Raw genomic sequence first — 20,753 nt, 5'->3', positions numbered from 1 at the left:
GAGCGATTAACGCTCCTGCTGTGACTTGATCTGGGAAACGAGAGAATGGGCAAGTTCTACAGCTTGCCAAAGTAATACGTCATCTTCTTCTAGGCGAACAGTCGCCTTCACATTGGTGTTACTTACCTCCTTATTCTCTAACTGTTCGAGAATTGGTGACAGCAGTACACGGGCGTAGCTACCGTAGGCGACCCCAGCAATGGAGGCAGGGGAGCAGGGAGCAGGGAGTAGGGGGGAAAACTCTTCTCCTCTGCCCCCCGCCCCCTGTCCCTCTCCCTCTTTGAGTAGTCCCATTGCCTTTAACTTAGCAACGGTATAGCTATTAGTGCCGCCTGCTAACTGCACATATCCCGGTAACTTAGCTGCCAAAACTTTTTGCCCTAATTTCACCGCGGCTATTGTGGTGCCATCGCCAATATCACCACTCATCGGGCGACCGTCGGTTTGCCAAATTAAAGTACTCTTGAGTGGGGCAATCAGGTCATACAATTCTCTTAGGTAGTCAGTCATCCCCTCGCCATCGGGACAGCTGATGGCTAGTAACTTTAGTTGATCGGCCCACGGTGAAATTGCTTGCCATAATTGCTCAAATTCTGCCAACCGCCCGACTTTTGTATGGATTTCTACGGCATCTACTCCCGTTGACATTACCAATGGCGCGATCGCTCCCGGCGTTGACATGTATGAACTTGTATAAATTATATCATAAGGACAAATTGGTATACAACGGCCACAGCCATAACATTTTTCGGATAATACTCCCGAAAAGTCTTCTTTTATACTGTTAAACACAATTGCTTGTGCCGGACAAATCCGTTCACAGGGACGAGAGCAGTCTGTCGGACACTCAGTAGGATTAAATTCTGCTTTCCGAAAATGGGGGTCTTCTCCATCGTTCAAGCTGACCATCAAAAAGGGCGAATTGCCTTTGCAGTCAAAGCCTCGCTTTTGGGCATCCCTAGCCAGAGATTTGGCTACAAGTAGCCCTGCTTGCGCTGCTGCAATTACCGCTGGATCAGCTGCAACATCTATGCAGTCAGCGCCCGCCAAAGTATAGGCTAACGTTAAACTTCTGACTGCCGGCAAATGCTGGAAACTGGCTCCGCAGATCAGCTTGAACCAGTCACCTTGTTTGAGAGATTGTAAAGGGGCGAACAGATCAGTCACTATTCTATTATGCGTTTATGCGGCTAAAAATAGTAGTCTGTGATCAAGAAAAAGTCTGGATTTTCTGATTTAGGACATTGGTTATTTCCTCTCATCTCCCTCCACTCCCCGAAAGAGTAAAAACTACGCCAAAATCTAAATAAATCCGATCGCATCTTACCGACAATGCAGATTACCCAAAGTCTCCATACAGCGATTCTTGTGACTGACTTAGAACGCTCTGAACATTTTTATGGCAAAGTATTGGGATTATCCCAAATAGATCGTTCCCTAAACTACCCTGGTGCATGGTATCAAGTCGGCGACTATCAAATTCACCTGATAGTCTCAACCACTGTCCCCACGGAAAACCCAAACGAAAAATGGGGACGTAATCCCCACGTCGCCTTCACAGTAGCTGACTTAGATGCCGCCAAACAGGAATTCCTCAATCATAATTATCCCATTCAAGCCAGCGCCTCCGGTCGTCCTGCCCTGTTCACTCAAGATCCTGATGGGAATATTATCGAGTTGAGTCAGCAATGAGGAGTGGAGAAGGGAATAGGGTACAGCTTACAGGGTACAGATTATTCCCCCTCACCTGTCACCTCTCCCCTATCTTCTATTCTGGTAATTTATATTGCCCAACAATACGCTTGGCAAACTCTGGAACGTGCGCTTCTAATTTCTCTGGATGATTCCGCTTCACATACAAATAATTCCGAGTAAAGTGAGAATCAATGGAAAACCGCGCATATTCTAAACCCTTGGGGCCGATTTTTTCGATAACCACACCCATGAGTTTTGCTGCCCACATTGGGAGGGTAACGCCTTGATCGTAAGCGGGAATACTTTGCTGTACGGCTTCTTTCCGGTTGCCTTTAGACATCACTGGTTGAGTATCTAACTGGTCTTTGACTAAATCCAGCATTTCCTTACCAGTGTCATTTCTGACTACAATCCATTGCCAACCGAAGGGTGCGCCCATGTAGCCAACAACTAAATCGGCTAGGGAGTTGACGTAATCAAAGCAACTCATACAAGATGGGGCAAAGACATCTTTGAGTTGATTGGTCTTCAAGCCAAAGAAAGGTACTGTTTCTGATGAGCCATCTTCATGTTTGAAGTGAACCCGGAAGTCTTGCATGAATTCGTAATGCACAACTGTATGAGGCGATCGGCTGGTGGTTTCTAAGAATTTTTGCAGTCCGGCGCGGTTAACGTTATCTACGCAAGGCGTACCCAAAACATACAGCTTTTCTAAACCAAGTTGTTTTTCTACGGCTCGTAATGCCTGAATTTGGCAACCAACACCAATTACCAACAGTCGTTTCATCCCTGATTTTTCTACCTGTTCTAACACAGAAAGATTCGGGGAAAGTGTTGGTTTATTTACCCGTGCTGCTAGTATTTCTTCTGGGGTACGGGCGATGACGGGCATGGGTTGAAAGCGGTCTTCTTTGGTGTTTTGCACGCAGACTACACCTTCAACTAAGCCGCGATTAAGCATTTCAATGGCAATACTGCTAACAATACCCGTCCATTGTGCGCCTTCGATGGGCTGCTGTTTCTTCGCCGCTATCATGTCTTGATGAACACCAAAGTAGATTTCATCAGGGTTGTCGAGATGGCGCGATCGCGTGTGCGTTTCTGCTTCAAGTTCACCTATTTGCTGATTAATAAAAGCGCAAGCTTCCTTGACATAGTGAATATAATATGTATCGCATAGTCCGCACTCGCTACAGAGTTCTTTAGCAGGGCGGCGGCTGGTAGGTTTTAAGGCTCTGGCTTTTTTGTGAGGAGAAACTGAGGTCATATAAACTTTTTGTTTTATCCAGGAATCGCTTTTATTACCATACCTTCACTGGCTATGAACTTCACGATAGAGATTGAACAAGAATACGAAACCTGATTGCTCTAGAAATAGAACTAGCCCTTTCAAGGTGGGTAAAAACTTTGGTCAAATTATTCCTCTTTAATCTCTTTACTCTGTGTTCTCTGCATCTGGAGTGGTTAAATAAATTACTTTTAAACCGCAGCAGAGAAGCCCGTGCGCCCTTGCGGTTCCCCGACTTGTTCGCTTTTAGCGTTCCCGCTCTTTAGCAACTGGCGCGGCACAGAGAGAAAAAAAGAAATTTTACGAGTCACATTGAAAGGGCTGGTCTTAAAAAAGTAGGACTTATATCATGTCCGCTTGATTACTTATTAAACCCAGGAGTTCCCCACCCCGCCAAAGCTACGCTTCGTCTCCCCTCCCCGCAAGCAGGGAGGGGATTAAGGGGAGCCAGTGCGGTCTTCTCCCTTGGCGCTAGCCTCTCCCTTTGGGAGAAGGGGAGACGCTAAAAGCGATGGGGTCTCCCCAAGTGGAGCATCTGGCGTGTGGGGTGCAATGACTCTGGGAATCATAACTAATTATGCGGACATGATATTACGCAAACAATAGCCGAAAAGAGTGATTTTATGGTAGGGGCAATTCATGAATTGCCCCTACGCCGTGTAGTTTTGCGTAAGTCCTACAAAGTATCGTTGCAGATGAGAAACTATAGAAATATGTAGGCGCACCCCGCCTTCGGCATCGCACTCAGCGATAAGTAGGGGAAATACAATTTTATTTTTGATACACAGATAAAAGCAGACATTCCCAAACTAGCCGTGGTTGAGCGTAAGTCAGTAAGTGTTTACGAGCTTGTTCTAGCTGGTTGATGATCCTAGGTTGATGCCACTGCTGCCAGTAGAATTGCTGAAGATAATCAACTAACCACAGTTGTGCTTCTGTATCTAAATTCTTATCAATTTTTTTGGCTAACTCCAAGGCGTTACGGTAAGATTTAGGCACTTTTTTCAAGTCTTCGAGTAACTCAGGAGGAATAGCTTGTAATTGCTCATAAGATGCGATCGCACTTCCGGCACTACCAGCTGCTATGCTCAATACTGCCTGATTTTGCAAAATTTCCTGATGACCTGTTTGTGTGAGTACAACAGCTAAAGATTGTGCATCTAAGCGATAAAAAGGAATACGTTGACAGCGTGATACCAAAGTCGGCAACACAGACTCAGGTGTAGGTGCAATTAAAATTAACGTTGCCTGTCCCGGTTCTTCCAAGGTTTTAAGTAAAGCATTCGCTGCGGCTTCAGCCATTGTTTGAGCTTCCTCCAGCACTACCACATTCCTCGGCGCTTCTAAGGGCGGACGACTCAGAAACTCGGTAATTTCCCGAATTTGCTCTAGTCGAATTACAGGTGGTGCTTTACGCTTGAGTCCTTTCTCAACTGCTTCTGCTGCTGTTAATCGTTGTCCTTGGTATTGGTACGTTGGTTGTACCCACAATAAAGCTGGGTGGTTCCCCTGACGCAAACGGTTTTGTAAAGACGCAGTGACTCCCATCCGACTGGAAAATAGCAATTCCACAAAACACCTGGCTGCTAAACTCCTTCCTACACCATCTGGCCCCATAAATAAGTAGGCTGGAGGAACCCGCTTTTGTCTGACAGCCTGAGTGAGTAATTCTATCGCTTGCTGTTGTCCTACAACTGGTGCAAATGGGTCATTAGTCATTAGTCATTAAAGGTAGGTTGGGTTTCGTTCCTCAACCCGACCTACAAATATTTTATTTTTTCAGAGTAATATAAAGAGCGATACTTTTTGCTAATCATAATTTAGTCAGTTTTTATGTTTGTTCATAGTGCTGAGTACGATTATTACTTTTGTACTCAGCACTGTTTAGGTAAATAAGCGATCAAACCTTAGACGTGAGAAATCTGGATATCTCTGCATGTGCCAACACAGCACCAGGTTCGCGCTGGAGAGCGTTGTAATACTTTCTCTCGAAGGTATTGCCTGTCTCTACCGGTACAATCAGCGTGCGGACATCAGCAATCAACTTTTGGAAATCGTCTAGCAATATCGGTTCATCTGCTTCGAGCATTTCATCAACTTGTACAACCATCTCAGAAATGCGATGTAGCCAAGCAAATTGTTCATGAGCGATGACGAGCTGAAGCAGTTCTGCGCTTGATACTCGTCCACTAATCTGTTCGTAGGCAATGCGTTCTGTCTCCAGCAACATCTTGTGAAGGTGGAGTAATTTGTTTCGTAAATCACGCAGATATTGATGCTGACGTATTCTTTGTGTAAGTGTGTTAGAAGTCAATGTTACTTATCCTCTCGTTACAATAGTCTTCAATGGCTTAAATAATTTCTAAGCAGTGGGCATTGGTAACTCTTCGCCATACCTATGCTCTATCCCCCTTGTGGGTGGAGTTTTTTATCTATTTGGTTTCCTTGGGAAGAAGCATTATAATCAACATATCTTTTTATAGTGGTCATGTATTATATTGGATTAATCATATATTAGCATAAACTTGTAAAAAGTACATAGTGTAGAACCAAGCGAGAAAAGATCAATTATGGGAAAACCGTCTTCATGTCGCTAGCAAATGTAATTTTAGGTCTTCTTCAGCAGCAAGAAATGACGGGCTACGACCTCAAAACGAGCTGCTTTGATCAATGCATTGCCCATTTGTGGCCAGCAGACCAGGCACAAATTTACAGAACTCTCGATAAGCTAGTTGAGCAAGGCTGGATTACCTGTACCATTGAGATTCAGCACGATCGCCCCAACCGCAAAGTCTACAGTGTAACAGAGACAGGGAAAACCGAATTCGCCCGATGGCTGGGGATTCATCAGCCCTTGCCGACTGTACGAGAACCTTTGCTCTTACAGTTGCATTTTGCAGATCAGTTATCAAATGAAACCATCATTCACCTACTGGAGCAACAATTGGCGGCTCGAAGCAAAAAGCTGGCTGAATGTGAAACCATCGATTTGCCATCACTCGGTGATGAATCTGCTAACCGCAAGCAGGTGATGCAAAGGTTGGTACTGGAGTTGGTGATCCGAAGAGAAGAGACTTATATTGATTGGTTGAAGAGTGCGATCGCACTTATCAGTGACCAAAAACCATTACCCTGCTCTACTACTAATCTGTCAAGTTTACATTGATGGGAAGCAAGTTCTATTTTAGTTGAGTAAAGTTGCTAGATTGAAACAAAAACCACCAGCTTTTTACACTGGTAGTTTAATTTTTAGAAAAATTACTTTTTTCTATTGGTTGTAATTACTCTTTTCCACCTGTTATGATTCAAGCTAATTCTGAGGTAAAAGCAAGATGAATCTCGATATCTTCATCCAAGAGTTGACTGCAACTATCAAAAGTGGAACTGAAGAAGACATATTAAAACTAATATATTTCTCTGACAATGCATTTGAAGAGTTTAATAATTTAGGCGGAGGCGATGTATTCAAGAAAATGCTCTTAATTCCATTTATTGGCTTTAAGAGGATGAATGAACAAGTCCTCTTTTTGGTAGCAAATACTTTGAGATCCCCCTAAATCCCCCTTAAAGAAGGGGGACTTTGACTGCGGTTCCCCCCTTTTTTAAGGGGGGTTAGGGGGGATCTAGAAGTGCCTAAAATCACAGTCAACCACTTTTCAAACATCCTCTAAGGATAAAGACTTCCAAGTAACAATACGTGAAGTTGAACTCTCAGAGTCAGATAGAGAGAGATTTTTAAAGAAGCTTGCTGACAAAGTACAGCTTGAGTGTATTGCTAATCTAACCTATCAAGATGAATACACAAATATTTCAGCTTCTGCTCCTATTGGTAAAATTGGTGATACATATAAGCTAGTGTTTTTTTAAGACATCTACGAATAATATCAAGTTCAGATGAATACTTGTCATTACGAACGAAGTGAAGTAATCGCAGATTTGCTGCTGTTGCCGCTCTCTAACAAAAACCTCATTCCAACCAATATTAGCTTGACAAAGTATTACTTCTGCAATTTTTTTATTTCAGCAACCTCAGACCACTGAGGGTTACTAACACTGTGGAACCTTCATGGCCAATGACGCCGATGGGTAGGTTAATATTTCCTAGAAAGTTGCCCACTAAAAGCAACATAATGAAACCCAATGCTACGACTATATTTTGTTTTACTATGAGTTGCGATCGCCTACCCAAATGCATCGCCACGGCAATTTTTTCTAACCTGTCTGCCATCAGTACTATGTCTGCGGTTTCCAATGCCACATCACTCCCAGATATTCCCATCGCTATACCCACAGATGCTTGGGCTAAAGCTGGTGCATCATTGATACCATCGCCCACCATTGCCACAGTTTGATATTGTTGCTGTAGATGACGGATCATATCCAGCTTATCTTCTGGTAGAAGTTGAGCATACACCCGATCAATTCCGACTGATTTGGCGACACTGTGAGCAGTTTCTGCGTTATCCCCAGTTAACATGACAATTTGCTCAATTCCCAGTTTCTTTAAGCGGGTAATGGTTGCGGCTGCTTGGGATCTTACTTCATCTGCGATCGCAATTACACCCATCACCTCAAATCCGGCTCCCCTCCTCGCTTGCGGGGAGGGGTTGGGGGTGGGGTTCTTCGCTACCCAAACAACGGTTTTACCTTCTTCCTCTAAAGATTGAGCCATTTCTCGCAATTCTTCAGGTAAATTTGCCAGATACTCTTGCACAAAAACGGCATTTCCGACAATTATCTGTTGTTCTTGGGCAATTCCGACAATTCCTTGTCCCGGTATGGCTTGCACTTCGATTGCACCAACCCAATTCAAATTACCAGCCGCCTGTACAATTGCCTTACCAATGGGATGTTCGGAAGAGGATTCCACACTAGCAGCAGTTTTTAATACATCAATTTGAGTGTATTCACTAGTTGGAATTACTTGGAATACCTGCAACTGTCCTGTTGTGAGAGTACCAGTTTTATCAAATGCGATCGCTCGGACTTTGCCAATCTTCTCCAACTGCGCCCCATTTTTAAACAAAATCCCCTGTCTTGCACCATTGGCGATTCCCGAAAGCAGGGTGGGCATAATTGCCGCCATCAGCGCACAGGGAGAAGCTACCACCAGGAAAGTAAGGGCGCGATAAATCGTCGTTTCCCAATCCCAACCCCAAAGAAATGGCGGCAAAATTGCCAGTAATAACCCGGCTACTACAATAACTTTGGCATATCCTCGTTCAAAGCGATCGATAAACTCTTGCGAAGGTGGTGCTTCAGTCTGCGCTTGTTCTACTAAGCGAATCACCCGCTGAATTAAACTGCTTTGGGCTGGTTTGTGTACTTTAATCTGCAATGCACCATAGCCGTTGAGTGTACCGGCAAATACTTCTGCGCCCACTGTTTTCTCTACAGGTAAAGACTCGCCTGTAATCGCAGCTTGATTGAGGGTGCTGTAACCAGATAAAATTATCCCATCAGTAGGAATTAGCTCTCCGGGTTTGACGACAATCTCATCACCCACTTTTAGCTGAGTGATGGAAACTTCCTCTTCCCTTCCCTGATGTAAAACCCTTGCTGTATCTGGTGTCAGGCTCATCAAACTGCGGATACTCCGCTCAGTTCGCGCCATTGCATAGCCTTCTAATGCGCCACTGATGGCAAAAATGAGAATCAAAATTGCCCCATCAATAATTAAATGATATTCTCTTCGCCATAAGCCGAGGCTAGCAGCACCAATCGCCGCCACAATCATCAGCAAATCTACATCGAGTTCTTTTTCTTTGAAGAGGGTAGTTAATCCTTCTCGCGCACTTTCGTAACCACCAATCACGTAAGCAGCAGGTAGCAGCAAGAACGCCAATCCGAAAGCGCCGAGATGTAAGGCGAACCATCCGAGAAATAGCAGTAAGCCACACAAAAGGGCTGCTACGGTATCTGCGTGTTCTCTGGTGAATTGGGTGAAACGTTGGGGGTAGAGCATGAGAGGTGAATTAACTGGAACTCTCTCACGATAAACCTTGACATTAATGTTAATGTCAAGGTTTATAATGATTTTGAAACGCATAGGCGCTTCTCTGCGAGACGCTACGCGAACGCCTTCCCGCAGGGTAGAGGCGCTGAGGGAAGCGCAGAGGTACGCAAAGTTAAATATTTATCTGGGTTTTTGAAGCGTTTTTCAAAAGTGGGATGTGGATAAATGAGACGATTTAACTGTTAACTTTAAAATTGCAGTAGGAGGAAAAATCTATGTTAAAGCGAATATATATTGATAACTTTCGTGGCTTGGTAAATTTTGAGATGAATTTTGACTCGATTAACCTGTTTCTTGGTGGTAACGGGACAGGTAAATCAACTGTTTTTGAGGTTTTGCGGAAAATTCAAACTTTTGTAAGTGGTGACGCTAAAGTAGAAGGAATTTTTAAATCTGCTGACTGCACTCGCTGGCAGACTTCGCCAGTTCAGCGTTTTGAGCTAGAAATTGCTGGAAATGGTGGTAGTTACAAATATGAACTTGCCATTGAACACCATCAAGGAAAAAGCAATGTTTCTTATGAGCGTTTGTGGTTTAATAACAAACCTTTATTACAGTTTAACATGGGTGAAGTTCAAATTTTTTATGATAATTATTTAGCTGGTTCAAGATATAATTTTGATTGGTCGCAGTCTATAATTCCCCTAATAATGCCAAGAGATGATAATACAAAGTTGACTTGGTTCAAAAAACGTCTAGAAAGGTTTATTATTGTCCAAATAGTTCCTAGTATGATGGTCGATGGTAGCGAACATGAAGAAATACAATTGACTTATAGAATGGAGAACTTTGTTTCTTGGTATCGCTACATTTCCCAGGATCAGGGTAAAATTGCTGAACTGATAAATATTCTAAAAGATGTATTGGATGGTTTTGTAAGTTTTAAATTTGAACAATTTAGTGAAGAATATCGAACTTTAAAATTACGTTTCTCAATAAATGAAGATAGGACAAAAATTATTGATTATCGATTTGGTGAATTATCCGATGGTCAAAAAGTGGTGATTGCTCTATACACCATTCTCTATTGCACTGAATCTGAAGATTATACACTTTGCATTGATGAGCCAGAGAATTTTTTAGCTCTGCCGGAAATTCAACCTTGGCTAATTCAACTTTATGATTTCTGTATTGACGGAAAAATACAAGCTTTACTAATCTCCCATCATCCTGTATTAATTAATTATCTTCTAGCTTCTCCGATAGGTTATTGGTTTGAGCGTCAAAGTAATGCACCTGTACGAGTAAAACCAATTAGTAATCAAGAAACTCAAAATTCGGGATTACCAATCTCAGAACTGATTGCACGGGGCTGGCTGTATGACCCAGAATAGAGTACAGATAGTAATTTTGTGTGAGGATTTGCAACAGCAAGTTTTTGCATCTCATTTTTTAAAAAGGCGAGGCTTTAATATACATCCAAAAAACCTCACAATTAGGACTTCTCCAAAAGGTAAAGGTGCAGGAGAGCAGTTTGTGAGAAACCATTATGCAGCAGAGGTTAAAGCATACCGGAGAAAAAACTATCGTTCAGGAATGCTAGTAGTGTTGATTGATGCAGATAATGAAACAGTAAAGGCAACACTGAAAGAATTAGATAATGCACTGATAGAAAACTCACAGGAACTTCGTAAGCCCGATGAGAAAATAGCAATCTTCGTGCCAAAAAGAAATATTGAAACTTGGATACATTATTTACAAGGTGAAACTGTTGATGAAGAAACAGAATATTCAAAATCAAACAATGAGTCAGCTTGCAAGCCATCTGTAGAAAATTTGGTAAATCAGTGTTATCAAGGTTTAGAAGAAAATGCGCCGCCATCTCTCCAGGCGGCTTGTGAAGAGTTACAAAGACTTTTACCGTTATGAAATAACTTATGAACGCTAGTTGCTTAACTATTAAAGAACTTACCGATGCAGTAGGCGGCAATCTAACTCCGCGGATGGTACGGCATTATCATCAATTGGGACTATTACCGCAACCAGTGCGCTCGCCTAGCAATTACCGTCTCTACAACCAAAAAGATGTTCTTCGCTTGCAACGGATTGTAGCACTCAAGCAGCAAGGGTTTCAGCTAAACCATATTCGCAATATTTTGGAGGTGGAACCAGAAGCCGACACAACTTTTAACCTGATGGGACAACTTCAGCAGCAATATCGAGCGGTGATGCAACAAATTTCCCAACTGCGGCAAACTGCATCAGCATTAGAAGGATTATTGGGGCGCGATCGCCATTGTCAAATTATCCAAGCGGAAGTCTTGGCACAACTCAAGTTACTCGATGTCGAAACTAAAGCTGGATTAGGGGGATTAGAAAATCTCTGGAGTGGCTTGGATGCCGAAATCCATACGCATTCGGAAGCTTTTACCGAATCGCTACAACGTTTATTACCTGATTTATCTCAGCGTTCGGAAATTGAACAACACTTAATCTCTCAGATGGTTTTGGCTTCTGGCGATGTCAGCTTGGTGTCCTTTATCAAATTGAGTCGAGATGCGATCGCCGCTAGTCGAGAAGCCCTATCTTCAAGCTGTCAAATTGTTGTCGATACCCAAACGGTTGCTGCTGCTTTGGATCAAACCCGATTACTTCACTTGGGATGTCAGATTGAAACCTTGATTGATAATCCCCATATTACCACCGCTACAGAGGCAGAACTGGCCTTTTGGCAGCATCGAGAATGGCGAGAAAAATTGCTGCAAGTAAGTAATGGTTGTGTGCTGGTAGTTGGTTATGCTCCCTCAGTACTTCTGGAAGCTTGTGAAGCGATGTCTACGACGGGCTACGCCAACGCTAACCAAAAAATTCAGCCAGCATTAGTAATTGGAATGCCCATTGGCTTTAGCCATGCTCCCGCCGCCAAGCGACAACTGATGCAACAAGGGATACCTTATATTACAGTTGAAGGGACTTTGGGAGGTGGCGCTTTAGCTGCAACTGCCTTAAATGCCTTGGTGGAGTCACTGATTGATAAACCAGATTGTCATTGTTATCTCAAAGATGTAGTAGATTCCGCTGAGTGCTGAACAATAGAGATATAGCTAGGACTTACGCATTGTACAAATGCATCGTGATCTGAATTAACGATCTTGAGGTTGTTTCAGGCTTTTCTTAATTATCCTGCGATCGTCAATAGACCATGCTGTAGGGGCACAGCAATGCTCATTGGTGTCAACTTAACGTGAAAGCAAGTCTAGAACTAGCTTTTAGATTGCCTCGTTAAGAGTGCCTCGTTAAGAGTCTCCGACTGGGAATGCTCGTCCTTGAGGCTCCGCCTCTCTTGCTGGCGGCAGAGCCGCCAGGAGCAGCATTTCTAGCCAGAGGCTAGAAACGAGGTTTTAAAGGAGTTTCAGCTTAAGTTGACACCAATGAGCTTTTTCTGTGCCCTTACGAAAGATGTGGTTTTTAAACTTATCCATATTTGGCTTGGCATTTCTTGTCAATGCGTAATATCATGTCCGGCTGATTAGTTGTCATTGCGAACACTTCGTTGCACTCGCAACGACTATCGTAAGTTATTAAGCGGACATGATATAAGTCCTAATAGCGTTTCCTAATCATATAAGGTACATCAGAGCAAGCGAGGAGCTTGCTCTTAGGGAGTTGGGGGTGGGTTCTTATAACCTCATTCAACCGATAATCGCTATAGGAGTGAAACTAAATATGCGTTATCCCGAACCCTTGTAGAAACGTAGCACTGCTCCGTCTCTACATTCTTTTTCACTCATATCTCTAATTAGGACTCAGTTAAGACAGTATGATACTCAGTACTCAGCACTACTGAAAATAATATTGTTAAATAATATTGAATTTGCTACATTTTACCAGTTTTAGTAATTCAATAATTCATAATTGTGGCCATAAGCTACCAACTTGCTATAAGTTGCAATATAACTTAGAAGAATTTATAGTAAACAGACTTTGGCAATTAGAGTATAAATTATCATGCTATACAAACTACAGCGAAGTATAAATCAGTACAAGTGCTTCAAAGTAATTAGAACTAAAGATAAGTCAGATGTATAATTAGCCCGTCTCCTCCATAATCCCTAAAAAGATCGCGATTTAGGACTGGCAGGTTTTCTATTTTTTACTTTAATTAAGGGGCTTATGTGGCAACAAGAAAAAAAAGATACTTCGATAGTCAGGCTGATATTATGGGTTGCCTTAGCTACAACCCCGATGGCAGCAACTCTGATGGTATCAGCACCGATGCTGGCACAATCTACACCTGAAGCTACCTCTTTTCCACTGCCACAAACAGTGCAGAATGGATCAACAGTGCGAATTGACGGTTCTAGTAGCTTGGGTGCAATCAACCAAAGCCTGAAAGAAAGTTTTGAAAAACAGTTTGCTGGCACAAAGGTTGAAGTTGCTGCTAACGGCACTAATACGGCACTGAAAGATTTGCTAAATGGCAAAATCAACATCGTAGCAATGGGGCGTGGGTTAACGCCAGCAGAAAAAGCTCAAGGACTAGAGCAAGTTCGTTTGCGCCGTGAGAAGATTGCGATCGTGGTTGGTGCAGATAATCCTTTCAAAGGAAGCTTGACTAGTAGGCAATTCGCGCGGATTTTCCGGGGACAAGTTACAAATTGGTCACAACTGGGAGGGCCTTCTCTTAAGATTCGGTTAATCGATCACCCTAACACCAGTGAAACTCGCGATACTTTTCGTACTTATCCAGCCTTCAAAACTGCTAACTTTGCTACAGGGGCCAATGCTACCCAAGTAACTGAGGATAATACCGCAGAAATCATCAAACAACTGGGCAAAGACGGTATCAGCTATGTGTTAGCTAATCAGGTGTCTAAGTTGAAAGGTGTGCGAGTTCTGCAATTACATCAAGCTTTGCCAGATGATGCTAGATATCCCTTCTCGCAACCTTTAGTTTACGTTTACAAAAAAAATCCCAGCTTAACCACAGTTGATTTTCTCGGCTATACCCTGGCACCTCCAGGACAGAAGGCTATAGAACAAGGTAGAACTGCTGAGGCAGAAGCGATCGCAGCCGGTGTATTACAACCTGCTGTTACGGCTTCCCCCAGTGCCCAGACGACACCCGCGGCTACGCCTTCCCCTGATGCCACTACTTCTGTATTTGGCGAACAGCCTTTTGTGGCTGCTCCTCCACAAAACAGTCCAATTGTAAACAAAGAAACACCCTTGTGGTTGCTGCTACCTGTCTTTTTTCTGACTGTAGCTGGATCTGTACTATGGTGGATTCTGAAAAAACGTCAATTGCCCACTGAGAATATAGACAATTTACCAGAATCAAATCCTCATCCACCCAGCACAGACAATGGAGAAACGGCGCTGCTCGATGCCAGCACAGTTTCCTCCCTGAATGGAGCGATGCTTGAGGAGCAGCCAGTACCGCACTTCCAAGAGCAAGAAACCCCCGATCGCACTCCTTTCAACATCTACGCTCAAACACAATCTGACCTGACCCAGAATGCTACTCAGGGGACATCAAATTTAGTCCAAGAGACAAGTAATGGCACCTCTAACCTCTATGAAGGTACAACATCGGGCGTAGCTAATGGATCAGAAAATAACAACTTAGGAGCCGCAGCTTTAGGTAGTGCGGCTATCGCAACAGGCATCGGGGCGACTACCTGGTCTGCTTTTACCAACAAAGAAACAGAAACAGACGCAATTGATGAGACAGTTGAGCTATACAATTATACGGACACAAACACTCCTGAGTCTGATGAGGTTGCATGGGACATAGAAGCTCCTGCGGCTGTAGTAAATACTTCATATCCTCACCTGGCTAATATTCCAGAAGATGTATCTGATGTAGAACTGCCTTCATCTGAAGTGACAACCCCACTCCCGGAATTACCAGATGTGCCAGAAGTAACATCTGATTTTGGTTATTGGGACACAGCTATTAGTGAAGATGAGGTAGATGAGGAACTTCAGGCAGAGTTGAACTGGCTAGAGAGTATCACCTCAACTGAAGATACAGCCTCAGTAGATGAATTGCCCTTAGCGGAGTCTGACGAAGTAGCAGCTGATATGGAACCATCAGCAGCACAAACATCCTCACTGCTGGATTTACCAGAATTGTCAGAAGATGCATTGAGTGAAGATGCATTGAATCAAGATGCATTGAATGTGGTAGCAGACGCAGCCGAACCCACTTTGCAAGAGGAAGAATTTCCCGCAGAGCCGACTGTTGGGGAAGGTGTTGCTGAAACTGACTCCACAGATTTGGCGGCTGCTGCGGCAGCTTTAGCAGCAGGTGCAGGAATTGGAGCTTGGGCTACCACTTTAGGAGCTGATGCCCAAGGGGAAACTGATACTACGGCTGACAATGAGACGATCGCAGCCGAAACAGCTATTGGTTTGGTTGATGCAGATGAAGAGAGCAATATTGTGCTCACAGCACATACTTATACATCGGCTCATGTCTCTTGGGAGATTTCCGAAGCCAAGAAAGCAGCACTGTGGCAACAAGGCGGCTCTCAATTGGTAGTACGACTCTACGATGTGACTGGCATTGACTTGAGTTATCAAAGTCCCCACCTGGTACAGCAGTATGAATGTGATGAGACTGCATACGATCGCTTTGTGGAGATTCCCCTCAACGATCGCGACTACATAGTTGAAATTGGCTATATCGCTTATGGCGAATACTGGTTATTCATCGCCCGTTCTGCGATCGTTCGTGTCTTCAGTCCTGTGAATCCAGATCCCATAGTTGATAATGTAGCGATCGCGGCTGAAACAGATATTGACTTGCTAGATGCCCAAGAAGAGATCAGTGAAGAAGAGAGCAGTATTGTACTCACACCGCGCACTTGGCAATGGGCTGATGTCTCTTGGGAGATTTCCGAAACCAAGAAGGCAGCATTGCAACAACAGGGCGGCTCTCAATTGCTAGTGCGACTCTATGATGTGACTGGAATAGACTTGAGTTATCAAAATCCTCAGTTTGTCCAGCAGTATGAATGTGATGAGACAGCACACGATCGCTTTGTGGAAATTCCCATCAGCGATCGCGATTACATAGCTGAAATTGGCTATGTCGCTGATGGCGATACCTACGGCGATAAACTAGGCTGGTTATTCATTGCCCGTTCTGCGATCGTTCGTGTCTTCAGTCCTGTGCATCCAGATTCGACAACAGATCCCACAACAGATTCGACAACAGATCCCACAACAGATCCCACAACAGATCCCACAACAGATTCGACAACAGATCCCACAACAGATTCGACAACAGATTCGACAACAGATTCGACAACAGATCCCACAACAGATCCCATCGTTGAAAATGTAGCGTTAACAAGCGAAACAGCTATTGACTTGGTAGATACCCCAGAAGAGATCAGTGAAGAAGAGAGCAGTATTATCCTCACACCCCGCACTCCCAAATGGGCTTATGTCTCTTGGTACATTTCCAAGGCTCAGACTGAAGCACTGCATCAACAGGGCGGTTCTCAATTGGTAGTGCGGCTCTATGATGTGACTGAGATTGACTTGAGTTATCAAAGTCCCCAGCTTATACAGCAGTATGAATCTGAAGAGGTAGCACGCGATCGCTTTGTGGCTATTCCTGTCAGCGATCGCGATTACATGGTTGAAATTGGCTATATTGCTGATGGCGAGCGTTGGTTACTCATCGCCCGTTCCGCTAACGTTCGGGTTTTCAGTCATCCCCACGGAGATTTTTGGTTTGTGGCTGATGCTGAGTTGATTATTCACGGAGCAACCCAACCAAATACAAGCGTAAACATTGGTGGTCATACTATCAAAATCAAACCCGATGGTACTTTCCACCTACGTCTTCCCTTTTCAGATGGTTTAATGGACTATCTCATAACGGTAGCTGCTGATGGGGAATCCACAAGAACTATCCATAAGAAGTTCTCTCAGGAAACTTCCGAAAGCTAACATTACCCTGAGTTATCCCCTCTCACCTTATTCTCCCTTTTTAGGGGGTGTAGGAAGGGGGGATTTTATTATGCCAATTTTGCCGCTAACTTTTTAGAAACCTTACTAGGAGCGGGTTTGGAACCCCCCAATCGACGCATCTCTGGAAAACCGGAAAAAACTTTTCCAAATCTCTGCATTTTGCAGCCTGAAAACCTTACTGCATAAGGCATCGACGCATCTCAACGAAGTTATGCGGTTTTCCAGGTTCGGGCGAGATGCGTCGATGAGCTTCAACACAGTTCCTAAAAGTAAAATATATTACTTAAAATTGTCAAGGTTTTAACAAAAACTTAGCATTGGGTATCTGTTGCTCTAGAAAAATTGCTTGAGTTAGACATTTCCTAAATGCTAACGTCTACAAGGTGACACAGGATTTAGAGCGGTTTTTTTAACTATGAAGCATAGACACAAAGTAGCTTTTAGCTTGACATCGTTGATCGGTCTCAATTTAATATCTAGCTTAGTCACATTTGATGAGGCGATCGCCACACCACCGAGAACCCCAGACAAAACTGTCAACTGCGAGATTTTAGTTGTGGGTGGTGGACTTTCTGGTGTGGCCACAGCTTACGAGGGCTTGCTAGCAGGGCGAACAGTTTGTCTCACAGAAATTACTGACTGGTTGGGAGGACAAATTTCTGCTCAAGGGACATCTGCGTTAGATGAACGCCCAACTCAACGAACTCTCAAATTCTATTCTCGCGGCTATCTGGAATTACGAAACCGCATTGGGCGTAAATACGGTAAGCTTAACCCCGGTGACTGCTGGGTAAGTGAATCGTGTTTTCTTCCCCGCGATGCTCACACTATTTTGACCCAGATGCTTAAAGATGCCGAAAAGCAGGGCAAAGGGAAGTTGGAATGGTTTCCCAACACAGTAATTAAGGATTTGGAAATCGCTGCTGATGGCAAAATAATTAATAGTGCGATCGCAATCCAACATCAACCACCAAAAGGCGCACCACCTCTCAATACTTTGACTTTATCTCAAAGCATTGAAGATACCTATCGGTACGAAAACTCATCTCAGTTTACCAAAACTATTCTCCGTTTCATCCCCAAGGTAGCGAAAGAGGATGCTCCTAAATGGTACGTCGTAGATGCCAGCGAAACCGGAGAAATTATCGCTCTTGCAGATGTTCCCTACCGATTAGGCATTGATGCCCGTTCTTACCTAGAACCTTCTGCTTCTGGCACCAATAACGACCCATATTGTCCTCAAGGCTTTACTTACACCTTTGCAATGGAGGCCACCAAGGAACCGCAACCGCAGACAATGCCAGCATTTTATCCACAATATGCGCCATATTTCAGCTATGAATTAACGCGATTGGCTAACTTTGATTTAGTTTTTACCTATCGTCGCATTTGGAGTTCAAACAAAGGAAAACCAGCAAAATTCGGCGGTGTAAGTTTTACTGCGGCTACACCAGGGGATATCTCGATGCAAAACTGGACTTGGGGTAACGACTACCGCCCCGGTACTGGTCAGGATAACCTAATTTACACTCGCCAACAATTACAAGCTACTAGACAATTACAACCAGGGGGTTGGATGGGAGGATTGCGAACAGAAAGCCTCCGCAGGGCTGAGGAAAATGCCCTATCTTTTTATTACTGGTTGGTAGCTGGAACTACAGATTCCCAATTAGGGGAGGGTGTCAAGCAGCAGCAACCCAATAACCGCTTTGTTTCCGGGCTAAATTCGCCAATGGGGACAGTGCATGGCTTATCGAAATATCCCTATATGCGAGAAGGACGCCGCATCATTGGCCGCCCCAGTTGGGGACAACCCGGAGGCTTTGGTATCTGGGAAATTGATATTTCTCGCCGAGATTATAATGATGAATATTACCCCAAGACTCTGCCAGCAGACATGTATCGCAGGTTAAGAGCAGCAGTTGCAGGTTTGGAAGCAGTATCAGTAATTGACGGTAAAGTTCCACCAGACAAAGCAATGCGACGGACTCGTTCTACCATCTTCCCTGATGCTGTAGGTATTGGTCACTACGCTATAGATTTCCATCCTTGCATGGTAAATAGTCCCCCAGAAGCCCCAGGTAACACAGAACGTCCAGGCGAAAGACGTGGTGCTGGTCAAGCTTATCCCTTCCAAATTGCTCTCAGGGCAATGATTCCCCAAAAAATCGACAATTTGCTGGTAGGAGGCAAAAGCATTGCTACTAGTCATATTGCTGCTGCTGCCTATCGGGTACACTCCTTTGAATGGTCATCTGGCGCAGCTGCGGGAACTGTGGCTAGTTTTGCACTCAAAAATGCGATCGCACCTTACCAACTAGTCGATGACTTACCCAAACAAGAGCCACAACTAGAAGCACTCAAACGGCTTTTGCAACAAAACGGCAACCCTACTGCCTTCCCAGATACATCTATTTTTAACGAAAACTGGGATAATTGGAAATAGATTGTCATTTGTCATTAGTCATTTGTCATTTGTCATTGGTTAAGGACAACGGACAAATGACAACAGACAAATGACTAATGAACTAAACTAATTACTTGCAGTATAGTTTTGTAAAATTATCTTGACCAATTGTTGTATGGTTATGACACTTTCAGCAGATGTTTACGGGATGTCCACAGCACCAACTATAGCTCCTGAACGGTCTAATCAAGTTATCCGTAAGACTTATCCGAATTACAAAGTGATTGTATTAAACGATGATTTTAATACATTCCAACACGTGTCTGAATGTTTGATGAAATATATTCCGGGGATGAGTGGCGATCGCGCGTGGGATCTGACTAATCAGGTACACTATGAAGGTCAAGCGATCGTCTGGGTCGGGCCCCAAGAACCTGCGGAACTTTATCACCAGCAGCTGCGCCGGGCAGGTTTGACAATGGCACCTCTAGAAGCAGCTTAATCATCATGGTCAAACCCACCGTAGATCCCCTCCGCAGGGCTTCGCAAAAAGCTGCCAGACTGGTTTGGAATCACTCCACACACCTTTCTGGTCTTATCCCTATTTTAGAACGTCTTTGTCAGCACGATGGTATCCAAACCGTGACGCCGGGAGTGATTGGGCGGGCAAAAGGTCACTGTCCAAAAATGCAACTGCGCGTCTCAGTACCAATTCGGGGAGGCTATAAAGTCATCGCCCGGCAGGGGAAGACGGTGCAAGAGGTGTTTATTTTAACAACTTTGCCCCAAGATCAACTAGAAACAGCATTAGCGATCGCCATGAGATGTTAATCATACCCCAATGCCCCATGCCCCATGCCCAATCCCTAATAACTATTCCTCAACCCGATGTACTGCAAATTTGTGTAGCGGCAGACTAACGATACAAGAAAAAGTTAAGAAATATGACAGAGCCGTAGTTATTTTCAAAGTCATAACTACAGATTCCCAGCCGGGTAAAACTATTTTCTCTATGCCAAAAGCTACACAGTAAACTAGCCAGTAACTAAAGCTCATTCTAAACAGAATTCGCTCTGTTTCTTCCACATCATTTGTTTGCTGCTTCCCGTCCCACAGTAACAACAGTCCAATAATGCAAGCTACAAAGGAAACAGCAACTACAAATTCGTGACAAAATATATTTAACGAATGCATTTGTGTTTATTCCCACATTTTTCCAGTTGGAATTCAGTCTAAAGGAATATTCCTTACAGAAATACAAATCATTTACAAAGCTCAATAGAGTCATGCAGTTTCTGTAAACAAATGCAACAAAAATTGTTGTTTTGCAAATCTAGATATTTTGGTTCTTCAGTACTTATTATGCCAAATTAACAGTCTGTAACAGGGAACTCTTAACAGGTAACAGGGGAAAGAGG

The 20,753-nt window shown here is 43.8% G+C and carries 16 protein-coding genes; 10 read left to right on the top strand and 6 right to left on the bottom strand.

Features of this window, described 5'->3' with window-relative positions; translation table 11 throughout:
* Nucleotides 1–6: 6 nt before the first annotated feature.
* Nucleotides 7–1,167: a circadian clock protein LdpA gene (ldpA, locus tag V7K62_RS22920; protein ID WP_334868139.1), complete on the bottom strand. Its 1,161-nt coding sequence runs from the start codon at nucleotides 1,165–1,167 to the stop codon at nucleotides 7–9.
* 165 nt (nucleotides 1,168–1,332) lie between these two features.
* On the opposite strand from ldpA, the gene V7K62_RS22915 reads away from it, so the two are divergent.
* On the top strand, nucleotides 1,333–1,692 hold the full coding sequence (locus tag V7K62_RS22915) for a VOC family protein (protein ID WP_334868137.1): 360 nt from the start codon (nucleotides 1,333–1,335) through the stop codon (nucleotides 1,690–1,692).
* Between the two features lie 76 nt (nucleotides 1,693–1,768).
* Here V7K62_RS22915 and V7K62_RS22910 read toward each other — a convergent pair whose 3' ends face one another.
* The 3 genes from V7K62_RS22910 to V7K62_RS22900 all read right to left on the bottom strand — a co-directional run bounded on the left by V7K62_RS22910 (nucleotide 1,769) and on the right by V7K62_RS22900 (nucleotide 5,297).
* Nucleotides 1,769–2,962 (bottom strand): Coenzyme F420 hydrogenase/dehydrogenase, beta subunit C-terminal domain, encoded by a 1,194-nt coding sequence (locus V7K62_RS22910; RefSeq protein WP_334868135.1) that lies wholly within the window; start codon nucleotides 2,960–2,962, stop codon nucleotides 1,769–1,771.
* Nucleotides 2,963–3,754: 792 nt separating this feature from the next.
* Entirely contained in the window at nucleotides 3,755–4,702 is a 948-nt protein-coding gene (locus tag V7K62_RS22905; protein ID WP_334868133.1) for a DNA polymerase III subunit delta', read from the bottom strand.
* A gap of 181 nt (nucleotides 4,703–4,883) precedes the next feature.
* Nucleotides 4,884–5,297, bottom strand: a complete 414-nt coding sequence (locus tag V7K62_RS22900) for a hypothetical protein (protein WP_334868131.1) — start codon at nucleotides 5,295–5,297, stop codon at nucleotides 4,884–4,886.
* A 273-nt stretch (nucleotides 5,298–5,570) separates the two neighbouring features.
* Here V7K62_RS22900 and V7K62_RS22895 point away from each other — a divergent pair, with 273 nt between their 5' ends.
* Together V7K62_RS22895 and V7K62_RS22890 are read left to right on the top strand one after the other, a co-directional pair.
* Entirely contained in the window at nucleotides 5,571–6,149 is a 579-nt protein-coding gene (locus V7K62_RS22895; protein WP_334868129.1) for a PadR family transcriptional regulator, read from the top strand.
* Nucleotides 6,150–6,315: 166 nt separating this feature from the next.
* On the top strand, nucleotides 6,316–6,540 hold the full coding sequence (locus V7K62_RS22890) for a hypothetical protein (RefSeq protein ID WP_334868127.1): 225 nt from the start codon (nucleotides 6,316–6,318) through the stop codon (nucleotides 6,538–6,540).
* Between the two features lie 458 nt (nucleotides 6,541–6,998).
* Here the strand turns inward: V7K62_RS22890 and V7K62_RS22885 are convergent, their stop codons facing one another.
* Nucleotides 6,999–8,948: a heavy metal translocating P-type ATPase gene (locus tag V7K62_RS22885; protein WP_334868189.1), complete on the bottom strand. Its 1,950-nt coding sequence runs from the start codon at nucleotides 8,946–8,948 to the stop codon at nucleotides 6,999–7,001.
* 266 nt (nucleotides 8,949–9,214) lie between these two features.
* Here V7K62_RS22885 and V7K62_RS22880 point away from each other — a divergent pair, with 266 nt between their 5' ends.
* The 7 genes from V7K62_RS22880 to V7K62_RS22850 all read left to right on the top strand — a co-directional run bounded on the left by V7K62_RS22880 (nucleotide 9,215) and on the right by V7K62_RS22850 (nucleotide 20,166).
* Nucleotides 9,215–10,333: an AAA family ATPase gene (locus V7K62_RS22880; protein ID WP_334868125.1), complete on the top strand. Its 1,119-nt coding sequence runs from the start codon at nucleotides 9,215–9,217 to the stop codon at nucleotides 10,331–10,333.
* Nucleotides 10,320–10,868 carry a hypothetical protein gene (locus V7K62_RS22875; protein WP_334868123.1) on the top strand — a complete coding sequence of 183 codons (549 nt, stop codon included), beginning with the start codon at nucleotides 10,320–10,322 and terminating at the stop codon, nucleotides 10,866–10,868. Before V7K62_RS22880 ends, V7K62_RS22875 begins: the two co-directional genes overlap by 14 nt.
* 8 nt (nucleotides 10,869–10,876) lie before the next feature.
* A complete protein-coding gene (locus V7K62_RS22870; RefSeq protein WP_334868121.1) occupies nucleotides 10,877–12,028 on the top strand; it encodes a precorrin-8X methylmutase in 1,152 nt (383 codons plus the stop codon).
* A gap of 1,084 nt (nucleotides 12,029–13,112) precedes the next feature.
* The gene (locus tag V7K62_RS22865) at nucleotides 13,113–16,907 is read left to right on the top strand and encodes a DUF4912 domain-containing protein (RefSeq protein WP_334868119.1); all 3,795 of its coding nucleotides are present in this window, start codon (nucleotides 13,113–13,115) and stop codon (nucleotides 16,905–16,907) included.
* 436 nt (nucleotides 16,908–17,343) lie between these two features.
* The gene (locus V7K62_RS22860; protein WP_334868117.1) at nucleotides 17,344–19,374 is read left to right on the top strand and encodes an FAD-dependent oxidoreductase; all 2,031 of its coding nucleotides are present in this window, start codon (nucleotides 17,344–17,346) and stop codon (nucleotides 19,372–19,374) included.
* Between the two features lie 136 nt (nucleotides 19,375–19,510).
* Nucleotides 19,511–19,837: an ATP-dependent Clp protease adapter ClpS gene (gene clpS, locus V7K62_RS22855; protein ID WP_094348337.1), complete on the top strand. Its 327-nt coding sequence runs from the start codon at nucleotides 19,511–19,513 to the stop codon at nucleotides 19,835–19,837.
* 5 nt (nucleotides 19,838–19,842) lie between these two features.
* Nucleotides 19,843–20,166: a DUF2103 domain-containing protein gene (locus V7K62_RS22850; protein WP_334868115.1), complete on the top strand. Its 324-nt coding sequence runs from the start codon at nucleotides 19,843–19,845 to the stop codon at nucleotides 20,164–20,166.
* Between the two features lie 42 nt (nucleotides 20,167–20,208).
* Here the strand turns inward: V7K62_RS22850 and V7K62_RS22845 are convergent, their stop codons facing one another.
* A complete protein-coding gene (locus V7K62_RS22845; RefSeq protein WP_334868113.1) occupies nucleotides 20,209–20,529 on the bottom strand; it encodes a hypothetical protein in 321 nt (106 codons plus the stop codon).
* Nucleotides 20,530–20,753: the final 224 nt, after the last annotated feature.

The organism is Nostoc sp., from assembly GCF_036917935.1.
Classification (GTDB): domain Bacteria; phylum Cyanobacteriota; class Cyanobacteriia; order Cyanobacteriales; family Nostocaceae; genus Nostoc.
This window is presented reverse-complemented; position numbering and strand designations above follow the sequence as displayed.

Bases quoted from the DNA above. Each gene is read 5' to 3' on its own strand.
- V7K62_RS22915 (WP_334868137.1), top strand. From the start codon at position 1,333: ATGCAGATTACCCAAAGTCTCCATACAGCGATTCTTGTGACTGACTTA.
- V7K62_RS22910 (WP_334868135.1), bottom strand. From the start codon at position 2,962: ATGACCTCAGTTTCTCCTCACAAAAAAGCCAGAGCCTTAAAACCTACC.
- V7K62_RS22905 (WP_334868133.1), bottom strand. From the start codon at position 4,702: ATGACTAATGACCCATTTGCACCAGTTGTAGGACAACAGCAAGCGATA.
- V7K62_RS22895 (WP_334868129.1), top strand. From the start codon at position 5,571: ATGTCGCTAGCAAATGTAATTTTAGGTCTTCTTCAGCAGCAAGAAATG.
- V7K62_RS22890 (WP_334868127.1), top strand. From the start codon at position 6,316: ATGAATCTCGATATCTTCATCCAAGAGTTGACTGCAACTATCAAAAGT.
- V7K62_RS22885 (WP_334868189.1), bottom strand. From the start codon at position 8,948: ATGCTCTACCCCCAACGTTTCACCCAATTCACCAGAGAACACGCAGAT.
- V7K62_RS22880 (WP_334868125.1), top strand. From the start codon at position 9,215: ATGTTAAAGCGAATATATATTGATAACTTTCGTGGCTTGGTAAATTTT.
- V7K62_RS22875 (WP_334868123.1), top strand. From the start codon at position 10,320: ATGACCCAGAATAGAGTACAGATAGTAATTTTGTGTGAGGATTTGCAA.
- V7K62_RS22870 (WP_334868121.1), top strand. From the start codon at position 10,877: ATGAACGCTAGTTGCTTAACTATTAAAGAACTTACCGATGCAGTAGGC.
- V7K62_RS22865 (WP_334868119.1), top strand. From the start codon at position 13,113: ATGTGGCAACAAGAAAAAAAAGATACTTCGATAGTCAGGCTGATATTA.
- V7K62_RS22860 (WP_334868117.1), top strand. From the start codon at position 17,344: ATGAAGCATAGACACAAAGTAGCTTTTAGCTTGACATCGTTGATCGGT.
- clpS (WP_094348337.1), top strand. From the start codon at position 19,511: ATGGTTATGACACTTTCAGCAGATGTTTACGGGATGTCCACAGCACCA.
- V7K62_RS22850 (WP_334868115.1), top strand. From the start codon at position 19,843: ATGGTCAAACCCACCGTAGATCCCCTCCGCAGGGCTTCGCAAAAAGCT.
- V7K62_RS22845 (WP_334868113.1), bottom strand. From the start codon at position 20,529: ATGCATTCGTTAAATATATTTTGTCACGAATTTGTAGTTGCTGTTTCC.